Below are 17,480 nucleotides of genomic sequence, written 5' to 3'. Positions count from 1 at the left end.
ACTGAGCCGGAGCCGAGCCGGAGCCGGCCGCCGGGACCCCGGCGTCGCCCGCTACGCGCCGGCCGGCGGCGGCAGTTCGCCCGAGCCCCGCTGGATCAGGGCCGTGGGCAGGACCACCCGGGCAGGCTTCTCCTCGGCGCCGTCGAGGCGCCGGAAGAGCAGTTCGGCGGCGGTGCGGCCGAGGGTGGCGGCGTCCTGCGAGATGACGGTGATGCCGAGCAGGTCGGCCAGTTCGATGTCGTCGAACCCGACCAGGGCCACCGGGTGCGCGCGGCCCGCGAGGACCCGTACGGCCGTGACCGTCACCCGGTTGTTGCCGGCGAACAGGGCGGTGACCCCCGAAGGCCCCTCCAGCATCGACTCGGCCGCGTCCCGCACCCGCTCGGGAGAGGTCGAGCCGAGCGAGACCCAGGCATCCTCGACCGGCAGCCCCGCCTCGGCCATGGCCGCGTGATAGCCGCGCAGACGCTCGGTGGCCGTGTGGATGCGGGGCTGGTCGCCGATGAATCCGATCCTGCGGTGGCCGTGCGCGATGAGATGGGCCACGCCCGCGCGGGCGCCCCCGAAACTGTCGGACAGGACCACGTCGGCCTCGATCCCGCCGGCCGGCCGGTCCACGAACACCGTGGCCACGCCCGCCTTTATCTCCGGTTCGAGATAGCGATGGTCGCAGCCCGCCGGGATCACGATGAGGCCGTCGACCCGGCGGGCGCAGAACGCGAGCACCAGTTCCTGCTCCCGCTCCGCGTCCTCGGCGCTCGAACCGTTGATGAGCAGCGCCCCGTGTTCCCGCGCGACCTCCTCCACGGCGCGGCTGAGCGGCCCGTAGAAGGGGTCGGCGAGGTCTTCGAGCACCAGGCCGATCGAGGCCGTACGCCCCTTGCGCAGCACCCGCGCGCTGTCGTTGCGCCGAAAGCCCAGCGCCTCGATGGCCTCCTGCACCCGGCGCTCGGTGTCGGGCGTCACGCCGGCCTCGCCATTGACCACCCGGGACACCGTCTTGAGGCCGACACCGGCGCGCGCGGCGACGTCCTTCATCGTCGGACGGTTGCCGTAGCGGAGCTCGGAGTGGCGGGCATTGTCGGCCACGGTGCGCTGTCCTGTCCTCGTCGGGAGCCGTCCGGCGTGCTCTGACGGCCGGGACGGCGGGTGTGGCGTCGAGCATAGGCCCTGGACAACGTTGTCACATGCAGGGAGACTTTCATCTTGACCTGCCGTTACCCGTCCTCACGAGGAGATCCGACCTCGATGCACACCGACCTCGTCGCCGCGCTCGACATCGGCGGCACCAAGATCGCCGGAGCCCTGGTGGACGCGGGGGGCCGCATCCTGCTGCGGGCACAGCGGCCGACCCCCGCCCATGAGGACGGCGACACGGTGATGCGCGCGGCCGAAGAGGTCATCGCCGAATTGACCGGGTCCCCGTGGTGGGAGCGTACGGGCGCCGTCGGCATCGGCAGCGCGGGACCCGTGGACGCCTCCACCGGGACGGTCAGTCCCGTCAACATCCCTGGCTGGCGCGGTTTTCCGCTGGTCGAGCGGGTGCGCGCGGTGACCGGCGGGCTCGATGTGGAACTGGTCGGCGACGGCGTCGCGATGACGGCCGCCGAGCACTGGCTCGGCGCCGCCCGGGGCCATGACAACGCCCTGTGCATGGTCGTGTCGACCGGCGTCGGCGGCGGCCTCGTACTCGACGGCAAGCTGCGCCCGGGCCCCACAGGCAACGCGGGCCATATCGGCCACATCAGCGTCGACCTCGACGGCGAGACCTGCCCCTGCGGCGGACGCGGCTGTGTGGAACGGATCGCGAGTGGTCCCAACATCGCCCGCCGCGCTCTGGACAACGGCTGGCGCCCGGGTCCCGACGGCGACACCTCGGCCGCCGCCGTCGCCCGCGCCGCCCGGTCCAAAGGCCCGGTCGCCCTCGCCTCCTTCGAGCGCGCCGCCCGGGCGCTGGCCGCCGCGATCGCCGCGACCGCGACGCTCGTCGAGATCGACATCGCCGTCATCGGCGGGGGAGTGGCCGGCGCGGGCGACGTCCTCTTCAGCCCGCTGCGCCGGGCGCTGCGCGACTACGCCACGCTCTCCTTCGTCCAGCGCCTCACCGTGGCGCCGGCCCTGACGGGCACGGACGCGGGCCTGGTGGGCGCGGCCGCGGCGGCCTCGGCGCGGCGCTCGCCCGAGGCGGCACTCCTCAAGTGACGCGCGCCGCCCGGTACTTGGTGGCGGCTGGGTGGCCGCGCGGTGATGGTCGCGCCGCCGGACGTTGGCGTCCCGCCGCCGCGACCGCGTTCCATCGCGGGGCGCACACCGCGGGGCCGGGCGACGGGCAGGGCACGGTCCGGCGTGTTCCGGCATCCCCGGCCGGTTCGCCGGGCATGACCCGGGCATGACCCGGGCAGGCCGCGCGGGCACCCGGCCGTGAGCCGTCGGCCCGTGCAGGCGCCCTCGGGAGAGAGCCGGCCCCGCCATGACCACCGTGCACGTGATGACCGGACTGCCCGCGTCGGGCAAGACCACCGCCGCACGCGAACTCGTCGCGGCCGCCGGCGGCCGGTGCCGCCGTGTCAGCCTCGATGACCTGCGCGCCATGTTCGACCCCGGCAGCGAGGGGCGCGGCTGGTCGCGGGCCGCGGAACGGAGCGTGCTCGCCGTGCAGGACGCGTCGGTCCGCGAGACCATCGCCGCCGGTTTCGACGTCGTCGTGGACAACACCCATCTCACTCCGCGCGTCCCGGGGCGTCTCAAGGCAGCCGTGGCGGGGCGCGCGCGGTTCGTGGTGCACGATTTCACCGGCGTGCCCCTCCAGGAGTGCCTGCGCCGCGACGCGGCCCGCGCCAGGCCGGTCGGTGACGCCGTCATCCGCCGTCTGGCCGCCCGGCACGCCCAGGCGGTACGCGCCGGCTGGCGGCTCACGGCCGCCTGGCTCGAGGACACAGCGGCCCTGGCCGGAGCCGAGCCGTACACCCCGGGCGCGTCGCTGCCCAGCGCGGTGCTGTGCGACATCGACGGCACGCTCGCCCTCGGCGCGCACCGCCATCCGTACGACTTCACGCGCTGCGGACAAGACGGCCTCAACGGGCCCGTGCGCGACGCCCTGATCGCCTTCCGGCAGACGCACGGGGACAGGATCGTGCTGCTCTCGGGCCGGAGCGAGGACTTCCGGGCGGTGACCCGCGCCTGGCTCGCCACGCACGAGGTGCCCTACGACGAGTTGTGGATGCGGCCCTCCGGCGATCTGCGGCGTGACGACGTCGTGAAGGCCGAGCTGTTCGACGCGTACGTCCGCCACCGCTACCGCGTGCGGGTCGGCCTCGACGACCGCGACCGTGTGGTCGCGGTGTGGCGCCGTCTGGGGCTGCCCGCCTGGCAGGTGGCTCCGGGCGCCTTCTGACCGGGCGCGCGGCGCGGCCCGGCGCCGGGCGGTCTCAGCCGACCCGCTCGGGCACGGACTGCGTGACGACGACCAGGAACGCGTCGCTCTCCAGGTCCATCACGACCTCCGCGGCCAGGCCTTCGTTCCTGCGGTCGTGGGCGAACGCCTCGGCGGTCCAGTGACCGCGCGGGTCGCCCGCGGGAAATCGTTCCAGTACCGTACGACGCATTTCGTCGCACCCCCTTGTTCGTCTCATTGGGCACCCGCACAACGACGCCCGCGCCGTCGGCGTTACGGCCCCCCGTGGCCGGTGCTCGTACACCAGGACGCGAAGCGCGGCCGAATGGTGGCAGGCGGCAGGCAACGGCCCGGCCACAGTTGTGATGTGACCGAGGAGGGCCCGGCCGCCCACGCGATTTAGTGGCAGGGTGTTGCGGGCAGTCCACTGGGGGCTACGAAGAGGGGGAACCGTGATTGTGTGGATCAACGGTGCGTTCGGCGCGGGCAAGACGAGCACCGCGCGCGAACTGATCGACCTGATCCCGGACAGCACGTTCTACGACCCCGAGGTGATGGGCGGGGCGCTACGGCATCTGCTGCCGCAGAAACTTCTCGCGCAGGTCAGCGACTACCAGGACCTGCCGATCTGGCGGCGCCTGGTGGTGGAGGGCGCCGCCGCGCTGCACGCCGAGGTCGGCGGCGTACTCGTGGTGCCGATGACGCTCCTGAGACAGGAGTACCGGGATGAGATCTTCGGTGGGCTCGCCTCCCGCCGCATACCCGTACGGCATGTGGTGCTCACTCAGGAGGAAACGATCCTGCGGGCGCGGATAGCGGCCCGCGTGGAGTATCCCGAAGACGCGGAGGCCGACGAACAACGGGTCCGCAAATGGGCGTATGAGCACATCGAGCCCTTCCGGCGCGCGCTCGGCTGGATCGCCGCCGACGCCCACGCCGTCGACAACAGTGTGCTCACGCCCCGCGAGAGCGCCGAGCGCATAGCCGAGGCGGTCCGCTCCGGGGCGGCCCGCGCCTGCGCGATCGTGCAGACCCCCGAGCCCACCGCCGAGACGCTGGCCGCCGGGGTGCTGCTCTTCGACGAACAGGACCGCGTGCTCCTGGTCGACCCCACCTACAAGCCGGGCTGGGAGTTTCCCGGCGGTGTCGTCGAGCGCGGTGAGGCCCCGGCGCGGGCCGGTGTCCGCGAGGTCGAGGAGGAGCTGGGTGTCCGGCTGGAGCGCGTACCGCGCCTTCTGGTCATCGACTGGGAGCCGCCGCGGCCTCCCGGCTTCGGCGGCCTGCGGCTGCTCTTCGACGGCGGCACGCTCGACAGCGCGCGGGCCGGTGAGGTGCTGCTGCCCGGCGCCGAACTGCGCGGCTGGCGTTTCGTCAGCGAGCGGGAGGCGGCGGGACTGCTGCCGCCCGCCCGGTTCGAGCGGCTTCGCTGGGCGCTGCGCGCGCGGGAGCGGTCAACCGTGCTCAATCTGGAGGCCGGAGTCCCGGTCGGCTGAGGCCCTCATGACGGACGCCGCGTCCTTCGTCAGCGGGTCGCCGTGCCCGAAACAGACGGTGTCCGCGCCGAGCGCCGCCAGCCGGCGGAAGGAGGTGAGCGCCCGCTCCCGGTCGGTGTTGAAGACGCCCAGCATCACCTGACCCACCCCGGCCACACCGTCCCCGGTGAACAGCACGCCGTGGCGCGGCAGATGGATGGCCATCGATCCGTCGGTGTGGCCGGGGGAGTGGACGACGAACGCGCCGTCACCGAAGCCCAGCGCGTCCCCGTCGCCCACCTCGCGGTCCACCCGGGTGGGCGGCGCCTGAGGGACCGTCAGCGCGTGTTCGTACAACGGCACTTCCCAGTCCAGGAGCACCGGCTCGGGCGTCGGGGCCTCGCCCCGGATCACCGGCGCGTCGAGCCGGTGCGCGACCACCTCGGCGCCGTACCGCGCGGCGAGTTCCCCCGCCGCGCCGTAATGGTCGCGATGGCCGTGCGTGATCACGATCCGCCGGATCGCGCCCGGATCGAGCCCGAGGCCGCGCACCGCGTCCTCGATGGCCGGTGCGGCGTTCACGTCACCCGCGTCGATGAGCGTCAGGCCGTCGTCGTCGCGCCACAGGTACGCCTGGCCGATGGCGAAGCGGAACATGTGCAGCCGGGGGAGGACGGGAAGGAGATCCATGGGGCGAACGTACGTCCCCGACGCCGTCCGCCACCTGGATCTACGCTCACGGCGATGTCCGCCGAGCGCGTAACCTCACCGCCGACTGTGACTCAACCGCGCTTGGACCGGGCGTAGTTGATGAGGAAGTGGGCCTCCGCGACCGACAGGCGCTCCAGCTCCTGGGGGGACACGCTCTCGTTCACCGCGTGGATCTGCGCCTCGGGCTCGCTGAGGCCGATCAGCAGGATCTCCGCCCGCGGGTAGAGCGCCGCCAGGGTGTTGCACAGCGGGATGGAGCCGCCCATGCCGGAGGACTGCATCTCCTCACCCGGGTAGGCCACCGCCATCGCCTCGGCCATCGAGGTGTACGCGGGGCTTGTGATGTCCGCGCGGAACGGCTGGCCCTGGCCGACCTGCTCGAAGGTGACCCGGGCGTTCCACGGCACGTGCTTCTCGATGTGGGCGTAGAGCAGCTTCGTCGCCTCGGCCGCGTCCTGGCCGGGCGGCACCCGCAGGCTGATCTGCGCGCGGGCGCTCGCCGGGATGGACGGCGTGGCCCCTGCCACCGGGTGGCAGTCGATGCCGATGACCGTGACGGCCGGGCGGGCCCAGATGCGGTCGGCGACGGTGCCGGTGCCGGGCAGCGACACGCCGTCAAGGACCTTCGCGTCCTGCCGGAACTCCTCCTCCGGGTATTGCAGACCGTCCCACGCGGCGTCCGCCGCAAGGCCCTCGATCACCGTCTGGCCGTGCTCGTCGCGCAGCGAGTCCAGGACGCGGATCAGCGCGGCGAGCGCGTCCGGTGCGGCGCCGCCGAACTGGCCCGAGTGCAGATTGCCCTCCAGGGTCTCGACGCTCACGCGGATCATGGTCATCCCGCGCAGCGTCGCCGTCACCGTGGGCAGACCGACCCGGAAGTTGCCGGTGTCACCGATGACGATCGCGTCCGCCGTCAGCAGATCGGGGTGCGCCTCGGCGTACTGTTCGAGGCCGCCCGTGCCCTGCTCCTCGGAGCCCTCCACGATCACCTTGACCGAGACGGGGACACCGCCGTTGCTCTTGAGGGCGCGCAGCGCGAGCAGGTGCATGATGAACCCGCCCTTGCAGTCGGCGGCGCCCCGCCCGTACCAGCGGCCGTCGCGCTCGGTCAGCTCGAACGGCGGGGTCACCCACGCGGACTCGTCCAGCTTGGGCTGCACGTCGTAGTGCGCGTAGAGCAGGACCGTGGGAGCGTCGGCGGGGCCGGGCAGCAGCCCGTACACCGACTGGGAACCGTCGGGGGTGTCGAGGAGCGCGACGTCCTGGAATCCCTCGGCGCGCAGCGCGTCGGCCACCCAGTTGGCGGCGGCCTCGCACTCGCTCCTGGGTGCCACCGCCTCGTCCGCCACCGACTGGAAGGCGACCAGCTCCGTCAGCTCCGCCTTGGCGCGGGGCATCAGGGAGGCGATGGTCTCGGCGATCGGATGTGCGGTCATGGGCACGCTCCTCGTGGGTGCGACGTTGTAGGTACACATACGTTGGTGCACATGTGTGTACCGCGAAGATATGGCCGATCCTGCCACAACGGGCCAGGACAGGAAGGCGGGGCTACTGCCCCGTAGGATGCGGTCGTCAACACGGGCACTGGTCTGATGGGGAGCACAGGCACATCGTGAGCAGCGAGAACGCAGACGCCGGCACGGACGGACCCCTGGGGGAGCACCAGGGCGAGCCCGCCGCCGAGCCGGTGACGGATCCGGCCACTGAGCCCGTCTGGGACGTCGTGGTGGTCGGCGCCGGACCGGCGGGAGCATCGGCGGCCCACGCGGCGGCCTCGGCGGGGCGCAAGGTACTGCTCCTGGAGAAGGCCGAGCTGCCGCGCTACAAGACCTGTGGCGGCGGCATCATCGGCCCCTCGCGCGACGCGCTGCCCCCCGGCTTCGAGCTCCCCCTCCAGGACCGGGTGTACGCGGTCACCTTCTCCCTGAAGGGGAAGCTGACCCGCACCCGCAGGTCCAAGAAGATGCTGTTCGGCCTGATCAACCGGCCCGAGTTCGACGCGGGCCTGGTCGCGCTCGCCGAGAAGGAGGGCGCCGTGGTCCGCACCGGCGTCACCGTCTCGAAGGTGGAGCAGCACGGCTCGGCCGTCCCCGACCGCCGCACCGTCGCCGTGATCCTCGCCGACGGCGAGACCGTCCTGGCGCGCGCCGTGGTCGGCGCCGACGGCAGCGCGGGCCGCATAGGAGCACACGTCGGCGTCAAGACCGACCAGGTCGACCTGGGCCTTGAGGCCGAGATCCCGGTGCCGCCGAGTGTGGCCGACGACTGGGCGGGGCGGGTGCTCATCGACTGGGGCCCCCTTCCCGGCAGTTACGGATGGGTCTTCCCCAAGGGCGACACCCTGACCGTCGGCGTGATCTCGGCCCGGGGTGAAGGCGCCGCAACCAAGCGCTACTTGGACGACTTCATCGCCCGGCTCGGTCTCGCGGGCTTCGAACCGGCCATCTCCTCGGGCCACTTGACGCGCTGCCGCAGCGAGGACTCGCCGCTCTCCCGTGGCCGGGTCCTGGTCTGCGGCGACGCGGCGGGCCTGCTGGAGCCGTGGACGCGCGAGGGCATCTCCTTCGCCCTGCGCTCGGGCCGGCTCGCGGGGGAGTGGGCGGTGCGCATCGCCGAGTCGCAGGACGCAGTGGACGCCCGCAGGCAGGCCCTGAACTACGCGTTCGCCATCAAGGCCGGCCTCGGCGTCGAGATGGCGGTGGGACGCAGGATGCTGTCGCTCTTCGAGAAGCGCCCGCTGCTGCTGCACGCCGCGATCACCGGTCTGCGCCCGGCCTGGAAGGCCTTCGCCGACATCACGCGCGGCGCCACCACCCTGGCGGGCCTGGTCCGTACGCACCCGATGGCGCGGCGCGCCCTGGACACCGTCGACCGCTGAGTGCGCCCGGGGGGCCGGGAGCCGGGGCCAGGAGCCGGGGCCCGCGCCTGCCCCGCGCCCCTGGGGCCGGGCCCGCGCCGAGCGCCGGGCCCGCGCCGTGCCCCTGGGGCCGGGCCCGCGCCGAGCGCCGCGCCCGCGCCGTGCCCCTGGGGCCGGGCCCGCGCCGAGCGCCGCGTTCCCGCCACGCCGCGTTCCCGCCGCGCCGCGCGGTCACGTGGCCGACGCGGGCCCGAGAGGTGTCACGGGGTCGTGATGGTGACGCGGAAGACCGGGTGGTCGGGGGCGACGCGGCGCAGCTCCGCGTCGCTCGACGCCGGCCCCACGCCGTCGAAGAAGGCGCCCACCTCGGCCTTCCAACGCGTGAGGTAGGCGCGCAGCAGGGCGGGCTTGTCGTCGTCGGCGATCTCGACGGCGGTGAACACCTCGGTCTTCTCGCCCAGGTGCAGCTCGCCGCCCCCGGCCGCGCGCATGTTGTGCGTCCACTGGACGTGCCCGCGCGGCGCCACCAGATAGTGCGCGCCGTCGACGGTCAGCAGGTTGACCGGGGTGCGCCGCCATTCGCCGCTCTTGCGGCCACGGACGGCGAGGACGCGCGAGCCCCAGACGCTGACGCCGCGACGGGTCATCCAGGTGACGGCCCGGTTGAGGACGTTGACGGTGAACCAGCCGGGCTTTTGCACGTGCGGGCTTGCGGATGCGGACATCGGGCGTCTCCCTGAGGCTGAGAGAGCGGTGCTCTCATTCGTGAGCAGTGTGCACCCGCGCGGTGCTCAGAATCAAGAGCACCGCTCTCGAAAAGGTTCACCGATCTCTTTCGTGTGCATTGATCGCGTTCTTGGCCGGTGCTCTCCAAGCTGGCAGACTGGTGCCATGAGCACCGTGCAGGGAGCCCGCGAACGGGCACGGATCGAAGTCACCGCGGCCATCAAGGACGAGGCGAGAAAGCAGCTGGCGGCCGACGGCGCGACCAAGCTCTCCCTCCGCGCCGTCGCCCGCGAACTCGGCATGGTCTCCTCGGCGCTCTACCGCTACTTCCCGAGCAGGGACGACCTGCTGACCGCCCTCATCGTCGACGCCTACGACGCCGTGGGCGAAGCCGCCGAGCTCGCCCACGCCCAGCAGCGCAAGGCCGCCGCGCCCAAGGCCCGCTGGATCACCGTCTGCCGCGCGGTACGCGCCTGGGCGCTGGCCCACCCCCACGAGTACGCCCTCATCTACGGCACCCCCGTGCCCGGCTACACCGCGCCCGAGGCGACCGTGGGCCCCGCCTCGCGCGTCGGCCTGGTGCTGCTGTCCATCGTGCGGGACGCCCAGCGCGGCAAGGGCATCGCGCTGCCCCCGCTGGCCGCGCCGCTGCGTGCCGAGGCCGGGCGGATGGCCGCGGACCTCGCCCCCGACCTGCCGCCCGCGGTGGCCGTCGCGCTCGTGGCGGCCTGGGCGCAGCTGTTCGGCCTCATCTCCTTCGAGGCGTTCGGCCAGTTCCACCGAGTGGTCGAGGACCGCGAGGCGTTCTTCACGCACGCCGCCGAACAGCTCGCCTTCTCGGTCGGCCTGGTACTCCCGGCGTAGTACCCGCGATCACCTCGTCCGGCGGACGCCCCGGCCGGAGGCGCCGGTCTAGCGTGGCCGGTATGGAAGAGGAGCAGCCACCGCGCGCCGCCCGCCGGAACGGTTCGCCCTGGCGCCACGACGACGGCCCGCCCCGGCGCCACGGCGGCCCCCCGCCCCGGCGCCACGGCGGCCCCCCGCCCCGGCGGCGCGGGGGCCCGCCGTGGGGGCCGCGCGGCCGGCCGTGGGGACCGTTCGCCGAGGAAAGCCGTTCCGCCCGGCCGCCCTGGGTGTCGACGGCCGCGCTCACGGTGTTCGTCCTGGCCGGCAGCCGCTTCGCCGCCCTCGCCCAGCACGGCCGCGCCCCGCTCGACGCCTTCGCCGTGCTGCTGCTCGTCGCCAGTTGCGGGGTGCTGATCGTGCGCGGGCGCCACCCCGTCCTCGCCGTGTTCGCCACCTCGGCCGCCGTCCTTGTCTACCTCGGCGCCGGATATCCCTACGGGCCGGTCTTCCTGCCCGTGGCGGTCGGCTGCTTCGCCGCGGTCGTGGCCGGGCACCGCCGCCAGGCGTGGGGCGCGGTCGGCATGCTCTGGCTCGGCGACCTCCTGATCGCGCACTGGCTCTACCGTTGGCTACCGCCGCGAGGGGACTCCCCGGCGCCATGGGGCCAGGAACTGGGCATCGCCGCCTGGGCGGTGGCCATCCTCGCGCTGGCCGAACTGGTCCGGGTCCGAAGGGAGCAGTGGCTGAGGGAGCGGGCCGCGCGGCACGCCGCCGTCCGTCGCCGCGCGGACGAGGAACGGCTGCGGATCGCCCGCGAACTGCACGACGTGCTGGCCCACAGCATCTCGGTCATCAACGTCCAGGCCGGCGTCGGCCTGGCCCTCCTCGACTCCGACCCGGAGCAGGCCCGCACCGCCCTGACCACCATCAAGTCCGCGAGCAAGGAGGCGCTGGGCGAGGTGCGCCAGGTCCTGGAGACGCTGCGCACGCCGGGGGACGCGCCGCGCTCCCCGGCGCCAGGACTCGACCGGCTCCCCGAACTCCTCGAACAGGCCGCCGCCGCGGGGCTGACCGTGCGGACCACGACGAGCGGCCGGCGCCGCGCGCTCACGCCGGGCACCGATCTGGCCGCCTTCCGGATCGTCCAGGAAGCCCTCACCAACGTCGTACGCCACTCCGCCGCGCGCACAGCGCAGCTGACGCTCGGCTACGAACCCGGCGCCCTCGTGCTGAGCGTCGAGGACGCGGGGCCGCCCTCCGCCGCACGGCCCGACGACGGTGGGGAGCAGGGCGGTGGCAACGGTCTGATCGGGATGCGCGAGCGGGCCGCCGCGCTCGGTGGCACCATCGACGCGGGGCCGCTGCCGAACGGCGGCTTCCGGGTCGGCGCCCGGCTTCCGCTGACCGGCGGCCCCGCCGCCCGGCACCCGTCCGCCGACGAACCCGAGGAGCCCTCGTGATCCGCGTCCTGCTCGCCGACGACCAGCTCCTGGTGCGTGCCGGGTTCCGGGCGCTGCTCGACGCGCAGGGCGACATCGAGGTGGTGGGCGAGGCCGACGACGGCGAGCGGGCGCTGGACCTGGTGCGTGAACTGCGCCCGGACATCGTGCTGATGGACATCCGGATGCCCCGGCTCGACGGCCTCGCCGCGACCCGGCGCGTCACATCCGATCCGGAGCTCGCGGAGGTGAAAGTGATCATGCTGACCACCTTCGAGCTGGACGAGTACGTCTTCGAGGCCATCCGCGCGGGCGCCTCGGGCTTCCTGGTGAAGGACGCCGAACCGCAGGAGCTGCTGCGGGCGGTGCGCGCGGTGGTCGGGGGCGACGCGCTGCTGTCTCCCGGGGTGACCCGGCGCCTGATCGCCGAGTTCGCCGCGCGCTCGAAGGAGCCGGCCGCCGCGGACGCCCTGGCGGCGCTGACCGACCGGGAACGCGAGGTGATGGCGCTGGCCGGCATCGGACTTTCCAACGAGGAGATCGCCCGCAGGCTCGTGGTCAGTCCGCTGACCGCGAAGACGCATGTCAGCCGCGCGATGGTCAAGCTCGGCGCCCGCGACCGGGCCCAACTCGTCGTGCTGGCCTACGAGTCGGGGCTCGTGCGCCCCGGCTGGCTGGGCTGACGCGGACCGAGGCCCCCGGCGTGGGGAAAGCGCCACAGGACGTGCACGGTGCGCCATACGAACACGACGAGGGCGCAGCCGCCGCCGAGCAGGAGCAGCACCCGCCGCAGGGGGTGGGGCAGTTCGAGGGCGTAACCGGCTCCGGCGATGGCGCCGAACACTACGGCCGCCGCGAACAGGGCGCTGGCCAGCGCGTATCCGAGCTCGATGGTGATGGCGTCCCGCTCGGCCCGGCTCCGTGTCCCCATGCGCGAAGTTTCACAGCAGGGGCGGCCGAGGGGCAACCGGCGCCCCTCGGCCGCCCCTCCCCCCGAGTGCCGGTCCCCAGCACGTTACATGTGCGCGCATTGAATGCGTACGCATTTAATGCTCCCGCAACAAAAGCGTCCGGCTCTGCTACCGTGCCGCCATGGCAGCTGACAAGCCCGAGCGCCTGCTCGTGGAGGAGTGGCGGGACCTTCTCGCGGTGCACGCGCGCACGACCTGCGAACTCGACCGCGAGCTGCACGCCCACGGGCTCGGCGCCAGCGACTTCGAGGTCCTGGATGTACTGGCCGAGGGGTGCGGGGGCGACCCGGGCCGCGCGGTGCGGGTGCAGGAGCTGGCCTCACGGATCCATCTGAGCCAGAGCGCGCTGTCCCGTCTGATCGGACGCCTGGAGAAGGACGGCCTGGTCACGCGGGGCATGTGCAGCGAGGACCGCCGCGGCGTGAGCGTGTCGATCACCGAGTCCGGCCGGGCCCGTCACGCGCGGGTGCTGCCGCTCCAACGCGCGGTGCTCGCCCGGATGCTCACCCAGCGCCCGGGTTAGCAGAACCCCCCAACTCCCGCGCAAACGAAGCGCGTTGGGGCCGCCGCCCGGTTCAGTTCTGGGACGCCGTCGCGTGGCGGGCCGTGTAGCCGATCAGCGCGGCACCGGCCGCGAGCGCGGCGACCGTGGTCAGGGCGACCGGCAGCGAGGCCCACTCGGCGATCAGGCCGATCGCAGGCGGCCCGAGCAGCATGCCGCCGTAGCCGAGCGTGGACGCCGCCGCGACCCCGCCGGGCCCCGCGAGCGCGCCGGCCCGCTGGACGGCGACGGGGAAGATGTTGGCGAGTCCCAGACCCATCACGGCGAAGCCGGCCAGGGCGAGCCAGACGTTCGGCGCGAGCGCTCCCAGCAGCATCCCGGCACAGGCCATGAGGCCGCCGGCGACCAGCGTCCTGGTCTGGCCGAGGCGTTCCAGGAGCGCGGTGCCCGAGAGCCGGCCGGCCGTCATCGCGAGGGCGAACAGCGAGTAGCCGACGGCCGCGACGCCCGGCGCCGCCGCCAGGTCCTGCTCCAGGTGCAGGGCGCCCCAGTCCGCCATCGCGCCCTCGCCGTAGGCGGTGCAGAGCGCGATCAGGCCGAAGAGGAGCACCAGGCGCCGGGCCCGTCCGGCCAGGCGCTGTCCCGGTGCGTGCGCGGTCCGCGCCGGCGCGGGCGCCGGATACCGCAGCAGCACCCGGCCGGCCAGCGCGGTCACCACCAGCCCGACGCCGGTGAGGGCCAGCAGGTGCGCGGCGGGGGAGAGCGCGCCGGCCACCAGCGCACCGACGCCCGCCCCCACCATCCCGCCGAGGCTGAACGCCGCGTGGAAGCTGGGCATCACCGGGCGGCGGAGCGCCGCGACCAGGTCGACGGCGGCGCTGTTCATCGCCACGTTGACCCCGCCGTACGCGGCGCCGAACACCAGCAGCACCAGGCCGAGCGCGAGCGCGGAGTGGGTCGCAGGCGGAAGCGCGATGGCCAGGGCCATCAGGCCGCCGCAGGCGACGGTCACCGGATGGCTGCCGAAGCGGTGACAGAGCCGGCCGGTGAACACCATCGTGACCACCGCGCCCGCCGAGACCCCGAGCAGGGCGAGCCCGAGCTCGCCCGCCGAGGCCCCGGTCTGCTGCTTGATCGCGGGGATGCGGACGACCCAGCCGGCGAAGAGGAAGCCGTCGAGTGCGAAGAAAACGGTCAGGGCGGAGCGGAGGCGGAACAGGGTGGGTGCGGCGGTGTCTGAGCCTTGGCCCCCCGGAGCGGCCGTCCGTACTTTGTTTAGTAGCGGCACAAACTCAGGATAGGGGCAGTACGGGGGGCGCTTCAACCGGCGGGACCGGGTGCCTTCGGGGGCGGCGCCGCCTCACCGCGCCGCCGCGTCCCCGATGTGCGGCCAGGGCGCAGGGGCGGCTTCCGCCGAGGATCATGGGAGACTCGCCCCCATGAACGGCAAGGCGACCACCACCCGGAGCAGGCTGGACAGGGGCCGTGGCGCGCTCGGACCCGCCCTGGAGCTGGTGCACACCGGCCGCGCGCCCACCCGCGCCGTCCTCACCGCCGAACTGGGGGTCACCCGCGCCACCGCCGGTGCCGTCGCCGCCGAACTCGAGGCGCTCGGCCTCATCCAGGTCGACTCGCGCCCCGCCGCGGCCGGCTCCCAGGGCCGTCCCTCCCATCGGCTCGCCGTCCATGAGGCGGGACCCGTCGCGCTCGCCGCCCAGGTGCACGCCGACGGCTTCCGTGCCGCGCTCGTCGGCCTCGGCGGTGAGATCGTCGCCACCGACCCCGGCTGCGTCATCGTCTCCGCCGACCCGGCCCAGGTGCTCGGCGCCGTCGTCGAGGCGGGGGCCGCGCTGCTCGAGGGCAGCGGCCGTCGCTGCGTGGGCGCGGGCCTGGCCGTGCCCTCGGCCGTCGCCGACCCGGAGGGCACCGCGCTCAACCCGCTCCACCTCGCCTGGCCGGCCGGCTCCCCCGTACGGGAGATCTTCGCCGAACGGGTGCGCGCGGCAGGCATCACCGGCCCCGCCTTCACCGGCAACGACGTGAACCTCGCGGCGCTCGCCGAGCACCGTCACGGCGCGGGCCGGGGCGCCCAGCACCTGCTGTGCGTCGCCACCGGCCACCGGGGCGTGGGCGGCGCCCTGGTCCTCGACGGCCGTCTGCACACCGGGAGTTCGGGCCTCGCCCTCGAAGTGGGCCACCTCACCGTCAACCCCGACGGGCGCCCCTGCTACTGCGGCAGCCGGGGCTGTCTCGACGTCGAGGCCGACCCGCTCGCCTTCCTCACGGCGGCCGGACGCACGCCCGGGCCCGAGGTCTCGCTCCTCGAACAGTCACGGGCCCTGCTGCGCCACGAGTACGCGGACGTGTCGGTGCGCCGGGGCGCCGAGGAGCTGATCGACCGGCTCGGCCTGGGTCTCGCCGGACTCGTCAACATCCTCAACCCCGACCGCATCATCCTCGGCGGCCTGCACAAGGCGCTCCTCCAGGCCGACCCGGACCGGCTGCGCGCCGTCGTGGCGGACCGCAGCCTGTGGGGCCAGAGCGGCGGCGTGCCGATCCTCGCCTGCTCCCTCGACCACAACAGCCTGGTCGGAGCAGCGGAGTTGGCGTGGCAGCCGGTGCTCGACGACCCGCTGGCCGCGCTCGCTCACCAGGCGTAGGCCCGCGCCGGATTGGCGACGAGGATACGGTCCACCAGCTCATCGCCCAGCGTCAGGGCAAGCCTGGGCCGCACCCGGCGCAGCAGATACGGCATGCCCGGGGTGTCCGGCGTGACGGTGTCGCCGCCGAGCAGCAGCCGGTCGGCGAACCCCGCGTCGGCGAGTGCGGCCAGCGCCTCGGGCATCCGCCAGTCGGTGGCGTGGTTGCCCCGCGACGGCCCGTCGAAGGCCAGGTGGGCGCCCGCCTCGGCGGCCAGGCGGTGCACGGCGAAGTCGGGGGAGCGGTTGAGGTGACCCAGGATCACCGAGCCGGGCGCCACCCCCAACTGACCGCACAGCAGGTCGAGTACGTCGAGCGCGCCGGTGCCGAGCTCCAGATGGACGGCGATCGGCGCCCCCGTGAAATGGTGGGCATCGGCGGCCGCGCGCATCGTGAACGTGGCATGGTCATCCAGGCCGTGGAACCCGCCCGCCACCTTGATCAGCCCGGCCCGCACCCCGGTGGCGCCGATGCCCTCCGTCAGCTCGGTGACGAAGAGCTCGGTGAGCCGGTCCCGTACGCGCCGGATCAGCTCGTCCGGGTAGTGGGCGGCCTGGTGCAGCCCGGTGGCGGCGATGACGTGGACCCCGAAGCCCCGTGAGAGCGCGGGCAGTTCGGCGACGCGCCGGCCCATGCCGTACGGGGTCCACTGGACCACCGTGCCACCGCCGAGCTCACCGAACGCGCCGAGCGCGGCCGCCGCGCGGCCCACGTCGGCGAGCTCCTGGCCGGGCAGGAGCGGGCTGCGGATGAAGAGGTGGTCGTGCGCGTCGACGACACCGAGCCGGTCGGCCGCCACCTCACCGAGCACCGTGCGGACCGCGCTCACCAGTGCCGCCCCTGCCGCAGGCCCGGGCGTCCGGGCTCCGACACGCGCAGCACCTGGAAACGGTCGCCGGGAGCCGGCGGGTCGCTCTGTTCCCACAGCGTGAACCGCACCAGTTCCCAGCGGCTCACATCGATGGCGACGGCGCTCAACACCGCCCCCGGTCCGGGGTCCGCCGCCGCCTCGCGCGCCACGAGAGCGCCCGGCTCGGCCCCCTCGGGGACCGGCACGCACAGACGGGTCGCGCAGACCGGCGCCGCCGTGGACGCGGGCCCCTCGGTGTAGGCGAGGCCCGCCCAGTGCCGTACCCGAGGGCGCCCGAAGTCGTCGACGATCCCCTGGAATCCGGGTCCCCACAAGAACGCGTTCATGCCCTCGGAGGTGGCCCAAAGGTAGAACGGGGCATAGGAGTTGACGGGGGATCCGGCGGCGCGTTCACGTATCAGATAGGCCTTGAGGCCGAGTCCGGGGAAGTCGTCGAGGAGATGGCCCCGGGTGGCGACGCGCTTGCGGATGATCTCCATGTCGTAGTCGGCGGGCAGGGTGATCTCGTACTGCATGGCCTGCATGGCGTCCTCCTCGGGAAGCGGGACCGGTCGCGGACGGGCAGGCGTCGGCCTCCACGTGGGCGTCGGCCTCCACATGGCGCCCCCACTCGGTGGTCGTGCCGTCGGCGGCCGCCTCCACGACCGCGAGATGCGTCATGAAGGTGCGCGGCCCCGCTCCGTGCCAGTGCCACTCGCCGGGCTCGATCCAGACCGTGTCGCCCGCCCTGATCGGTTCCGCCTCGCCGCCCCGGCGCCGCACCAAACCCTCGCCCTCGGTCACATGGAGCACTTGGCCGTGCGGATGGCGGTGCCAGGCGGTGTGCGCGCCCGGCGCGAAGTGGACGCTGAATATCCGCAGCGGGGAGGGCAGTTGGGGGCCCGCGATCTCGTCGAGCCACACCGCGCCGGTGAAGTGCTCGGACGGTCCGGTCGCGGTGTCGGGGCGTTGCCGGGTGATGTGCACGTAACAGCCGTCCTGTCAGGGAGAG

18 protein-coding genes and 1 pseudogene are annotated in these 17,480 nt (G+C 73.9%); 9 read left to right on the top strand and 10 right to left on the bottom strand.

Annotation, left to right across the window (positions count from 1 at the left end; translation table 11 throughout):
- Window positions 1–51: 51 nt before the first annotated feature.
- Window positions 52–1,089 carry a LacI family DNA-binding transcriptional regulator gene (locus tag ABR738_RS06605; protein WP_350229031.1) on the bottom strand — a complete coding sequence of 346 codons (1,038 nt, stop codon included), beginning with the start codon at window positions 1,087–1,089 and terminating at the stop codon, window positions 52–54.
- A gap of 159 nt (window positions 1,090–1,248) precedes the next feature.
- On the opposite strand from ABR738_RS06605, the gene ABR738_RS06600 reads away from it, so the two are divergent.
- Both ABR738_RS06600 and ABR738_RS06595 read left to right on the top strand, forming a co-directional pair.
- Window positions 1,249–2,202: an ROK family protein gene (locus ABR738_RS06600; RefSeq protein WP_350229030.1), complete on the top strand. Its 954-nt coding sequence runs from the start codon at window positions 1,249–1,251 to the stop codon at window positions 2,200–2,202.
- Between the two features lie 268 nt (window positions 2,203–2,470).
- Window positions 2,471–3,394 (top strand): phosphatase domain-containing protein, encoded by a 924-nt coding sequence (locus ABR738_RS06595; RefSeq protein ID WP_350229029.1) that lies wholly within the window; start codon window positions 2,471–2,473, stop codon window positions 3,392–3,394.
- A 34-nt stretch (window positions 3,395–3,428) separates the two neighbouring features.
- Here ABR738_RS06595 and ABR738_RS06590 read toward each other — a convergent pair whose 3' ends face one another.
- A complete protein-coding gene (locus ABR738_RS06590) occupies window positions 3,429–3,605 on the bottom strand; it encodes a DUF8839 family protein (RefSeq protein ID WP_350229028.1) in 177 nt (58 codons plus the stop codon).
- Between the two features lie 241 nt (window positions 3,606–3,846).
- Here ABR738_RS06590 and ABR738_RS06585 point away from each other — a divergent pair, with 241 nt between their 5' ends.
- Window positions 3,847–4,887 carry an NUDIX hydrolase gene (locus tag ABR738_RS06585; RefSeq protein ID WP_350229027.1) on the top strand — a complete coding sequence of 347 codons (1,041 nt, stop codon included), beginning with the start codon at window positions 3,847–3,849 and terminating at the stop codon, window positions 4,885–4,887.
- On the opposite strand, the gene ABR738_RS06580 is transcribed toward ABR738_RS06585, so the two are convergent.
- Together ABR738_RS06580 and ABR738_RS06575 are read right to left on the bottom strand one after the other, a co-directional pair.
- Window positions 4,846–5,556 (bottom strand): MBL fold metallo-hydrolase, encoded by a 711-nt coding sequence (locus ABR738_RS06580; protein WP_350229026.1) that lies wholly within the window; start codon window positions 5,554–5,556, stop codon window positions 4,846–4,848. The two genes, ABR738_RS06585 and ABR738_RS06580, sit on opposite strands and share 42 nt — an antisense overlap.
- A 92-nt stretch (window positions 5,557–5,648) precedes the next feature.
- Window positions 5,649–7,013, bottom strand: a complete 1,365-nt coding sequence (locus tag ABR738_RS06575) for a dipeptidase (protein WP_350229025.1) — start codon at window positions 7,011–7,013, stop codon at window positions 5,649–5,651.
- Window positions 7,014–7,189: 176 nt separating this feature from the next.
- Here ABR738_RS06575 and ABR738_RS06570 point away from each other — a divergent pair, with 176 nt between their 5' ends.
- Entirely contained in the window at window positions 7,190–8,455 is a 1,266-nt protein-coding gene (locus tag ABR738_RS06570) for a geranylgeranyl reductase family protein (RefSeq protein WP_502964040.1), read from the top strand.
- A gap of 239 nt (window positions 8,456–8,694) precedes the next feature.
- On the opposite strand, the gene ABR738_RS06565 is transcribed toward ABR738_RS06570, so the two are convergent.
- Window positions 8,695–9,159, bottom strand: a complete 465-nt coding sequence (locus tag ABR738_RS06565) for a nitroreductase family deazaflavin-dependent oxidoreductase (protein WP_350229024.1) — start codon at window positions 9,157–9,159, stop codon at window positions 8,695–8,697.
- 166 nt (window positions 9,160–9,325) lie between these two features.
- On the opposite strand from ABR738_RS06565, the gene ABR738_RS06560 reads away from it, so the two are divergent.
- The 3 genes from ABR738_RS06560 to ABR738_RS06550 all read left to right on the top strand — a co-directional run bounded on the left by ABR738_RS06560 (window position 9,326) and on the right by ABR738_RS06550 (window position 12,128).
- The gene (locus ABR738_RS06560) at window positions 9,326–10,024 is read left to right on the top strand and encodes a TetR/AcrR family transcriptional regulator (RefSeq protein ID WP_350229023.1); all 699 of its coding nucleotides are present in this window, start codon (window positions 9,326–9,328) and stop codon (window positions 10,022–10,024) included.
- Window positions 10,025–10,086: 62 nt separating this feature from the next.
- Entirely contained in the window at window positions 10,087–11,466 is a 1,380-nt protein-coding gene (locus tag ABR738_RS06555) for a sensor histidine kinase (protein ID WP_350229022.1), read from the top strand.
- On the top strand, window positions 11,463–12,128 hold the full coding sequence (locus ABR738_RS06550; protein WP_350229021.1) for a response regulator transcription factor: 666 nt from the start codon (window positions 11,463–11,465) through the stop codon (window positions 12,126–12,128). The genes ABR738_RS06555 and ABR738_RS06550 overlap by 4 nt, the downstream gene beginning before the upstream one ends.
- Here the strand turns inward: ABR738_RS06550 and ABR738_RS06545 are convergent.
- A complete protein-coding gene (locus ABR738_RS06545) occupies window positions 12,089–12,376 on the bottom strand; it encodes a DUF6332 family protein (protein ID WP_350229020.1) in 288 nt (95 codons plus the stop codon). The genes ABR738_RS06550 and ABR738_RS06545 overlap by 40 nt on opposite strands.
- A gap of 161 nt (window positions 12,377–12,537) precedes the next feature.
- Here ABR738_RS06545 and ABR738_RS06540 point away from each other — a divergent pair, with 161 nt between their 5' ends.
- A complete protein-coding gene (locus tag ABR738_RS06540; protein WP_350229019.1) occupies window positions 12,538–12,939 on the top strand; it encodes a MarR family winged helix-turn-helix transcriptional regulator in 402 nt (133 codons plus the stop codon).
- Window positions 12,940–12,991: 52 nt separating this feature from the next.
- Here ABR738_RS06540 and ABR738_RS06535 read toward each other — a convergent pair whose 3' ends face one another.
- Window positions 12,992–14,206, bottom strand: a complete 1,215-nt coding sequence (locus tag ABR738_RS06535) for an MFS transporter (protein WP_350229018.1) — start codon at window positions 14,204–14,206, stop codon at window positions 12,992–12,994.
- Between the two features lie 151 nt (window positions 14,207–14,357).
- On the opposite strand from ABR738_RS06535, the gene ABR738_RS06530 reads away from it, so the two are divergent.
- Window positions 14,358–15,578 carry an ROK family protein gene (locus tag ABR738_RS06530; RefSeq protein WP_350229017.1) on the top strand — a complete coding sequence of 407 codons (1,221 nt, stop codon included), beginning with the start codon at window positions 14,358–14,360 and terminating at the stop codon, window positions 15,576–15,578.
- Here ABR738_RS06530 and ABR738_RS06525 read toward each other — a convergent pair.
- The 3 genes and pseudogenes from ABR738_RS06525 to ABR738_RS06515 all read right to left on the bottom strand — a co-directional run.
- Window positions 15,566–16,450, bottom strand: a complete 885-nt coding sequence (locus ABR738_RS06525; RefSeq protein WP_350234452.1) for a phosphotriesterase family protein — start codon at window positions 16,448–16,450, stop codon at window positions 15,566–15,568. The genes ABR738_RS06530 and ABR738_RS06525 overlap by 13 nt on opposite strands.
- Window positions 16,444–17,013 carry a DUF4865 family protein gene (locus ABR738_RS06520; protein ID WP_350229016.1) on the bottom strand — a complete coding sequence of 190 codons (570 nt, stop codon included), beginning with the start codon at window positions 17,011–17,013 and terminating at the stop codon, window positions 16,444–16,446. Before ABR738_RS06520 ends, ABR738_RS06525 begins: the two co-directional genes overlap by 7 nt.
- Before the next feature lie 64 nt (window positions 17,014–17,077).
- A pseudogene (locus tag ABR738_RS06515) lies at window positions 17,078–17,455 on the bottom strand ((R)-mandelonitrile lyase); the annotation flags it as partial.
- Window positions 17,456–17,480 lie beyond the last annotated feature (25 nt).

This window comes from Streptomyces sp. Edi4 (assembly GCF_040253615.1).
In the GTDB taxonomy this organism is placed as follows: Bacteria; Actinomycetota; Actinomycetes; order Streptomycetales; family Streptomycetaceae; genus Streptomyces.
Note: the sequence above shows the minus strand (reverse complement) of the source record. Positions and strands in the feature narration are given on the sequence as shown.

Bases quoted from the DNA above. Each gene is read 5' to 3' on its own strand.
- ABR738_RS06600 (WP_350229030.1), top strand. From the start codon at position 1,249: ATGCACACCGACCTCGTCGCCGCGCTCGACATCGGCGGCACCAAGATC.
- ABR738_RS06595 (WP_350229029.1), top strand. From the start codon at position 2,471: ATGACCACCGTGCACGTGATGACCGGACTGCCCGCGTCGGGCAAGACC.
- ABR738_RS06590 (WP_350229028.1), bottom strand. From the start codon at position 3,605: ATGCGTCGTACGGTACTGGAACGATTTCCCGCGGGCGACCCGCGCGGT.
- ABR738_RS06580 (WP_350229026.1), bottom strand. From the start codon at position 5,556: ATGGATCTCCTTCCCGTCCTCCCCCGGCTGCACATGTTCCGCTTCGCC.
- ABR738_RS06575 (WP_350229025.1), bottom strand. From the start codon at position 7,013: ATGACCGCACATCCGATCGCCGAGACCATCGCCTCCCTGATGCCCCGC.
- ABR738_RS06565 (WP_350229024.1), bottom strand. From the start codon at position 9,159: ATGTCCGCATCCGCAAGCCCGCACGTGCAAAAGCCCGGCTGGTTCACC.
- ABR738_RS06560 (WP_350229023.1), top strand. From the start codon at position 9,326: ATGAGCACCGTGCAGGGAGCCCGCGAACGGGCACGGATCGAAGTCACC.
- ABR738_RS06555 (WP_350229022.1), top strand. From the start codon at position 10,087: ATGGAAGAGGAGCAGCCACCGCGCGCCGCCCGCCGGAACGGTTCGCCC.
- ABR738_RS06545 (WP_350229020.1), bottom strand. From the start codon at position 12,376: ATGGGGACACGGAGCCGGGCCGAGCGGGACGCCATCACCATCGAGCTC.
- ABR738_RS06540 (WP_350229019.1), top strand. From the start codon at position 12,538: ATGGCAGCTGACAAGCCCGAGCGCCTGCTCGTGGAGGAGTGGCGGGAC.
- ABR738_RS06530 (WP_350229017.1), top strand. From the start codon at position 14,358: ATGAACGGCAAGGCGACCACCACCCGGAGCAGGCTGGACAGGGGCCGT.
- ABR738_RS06520 (WP_350229016.1), bottom strand. From the start codon at position 17,013: ATGCAGGCCATGCAGTACGAGATCACCCTGCCCGCCGACTACGACATG.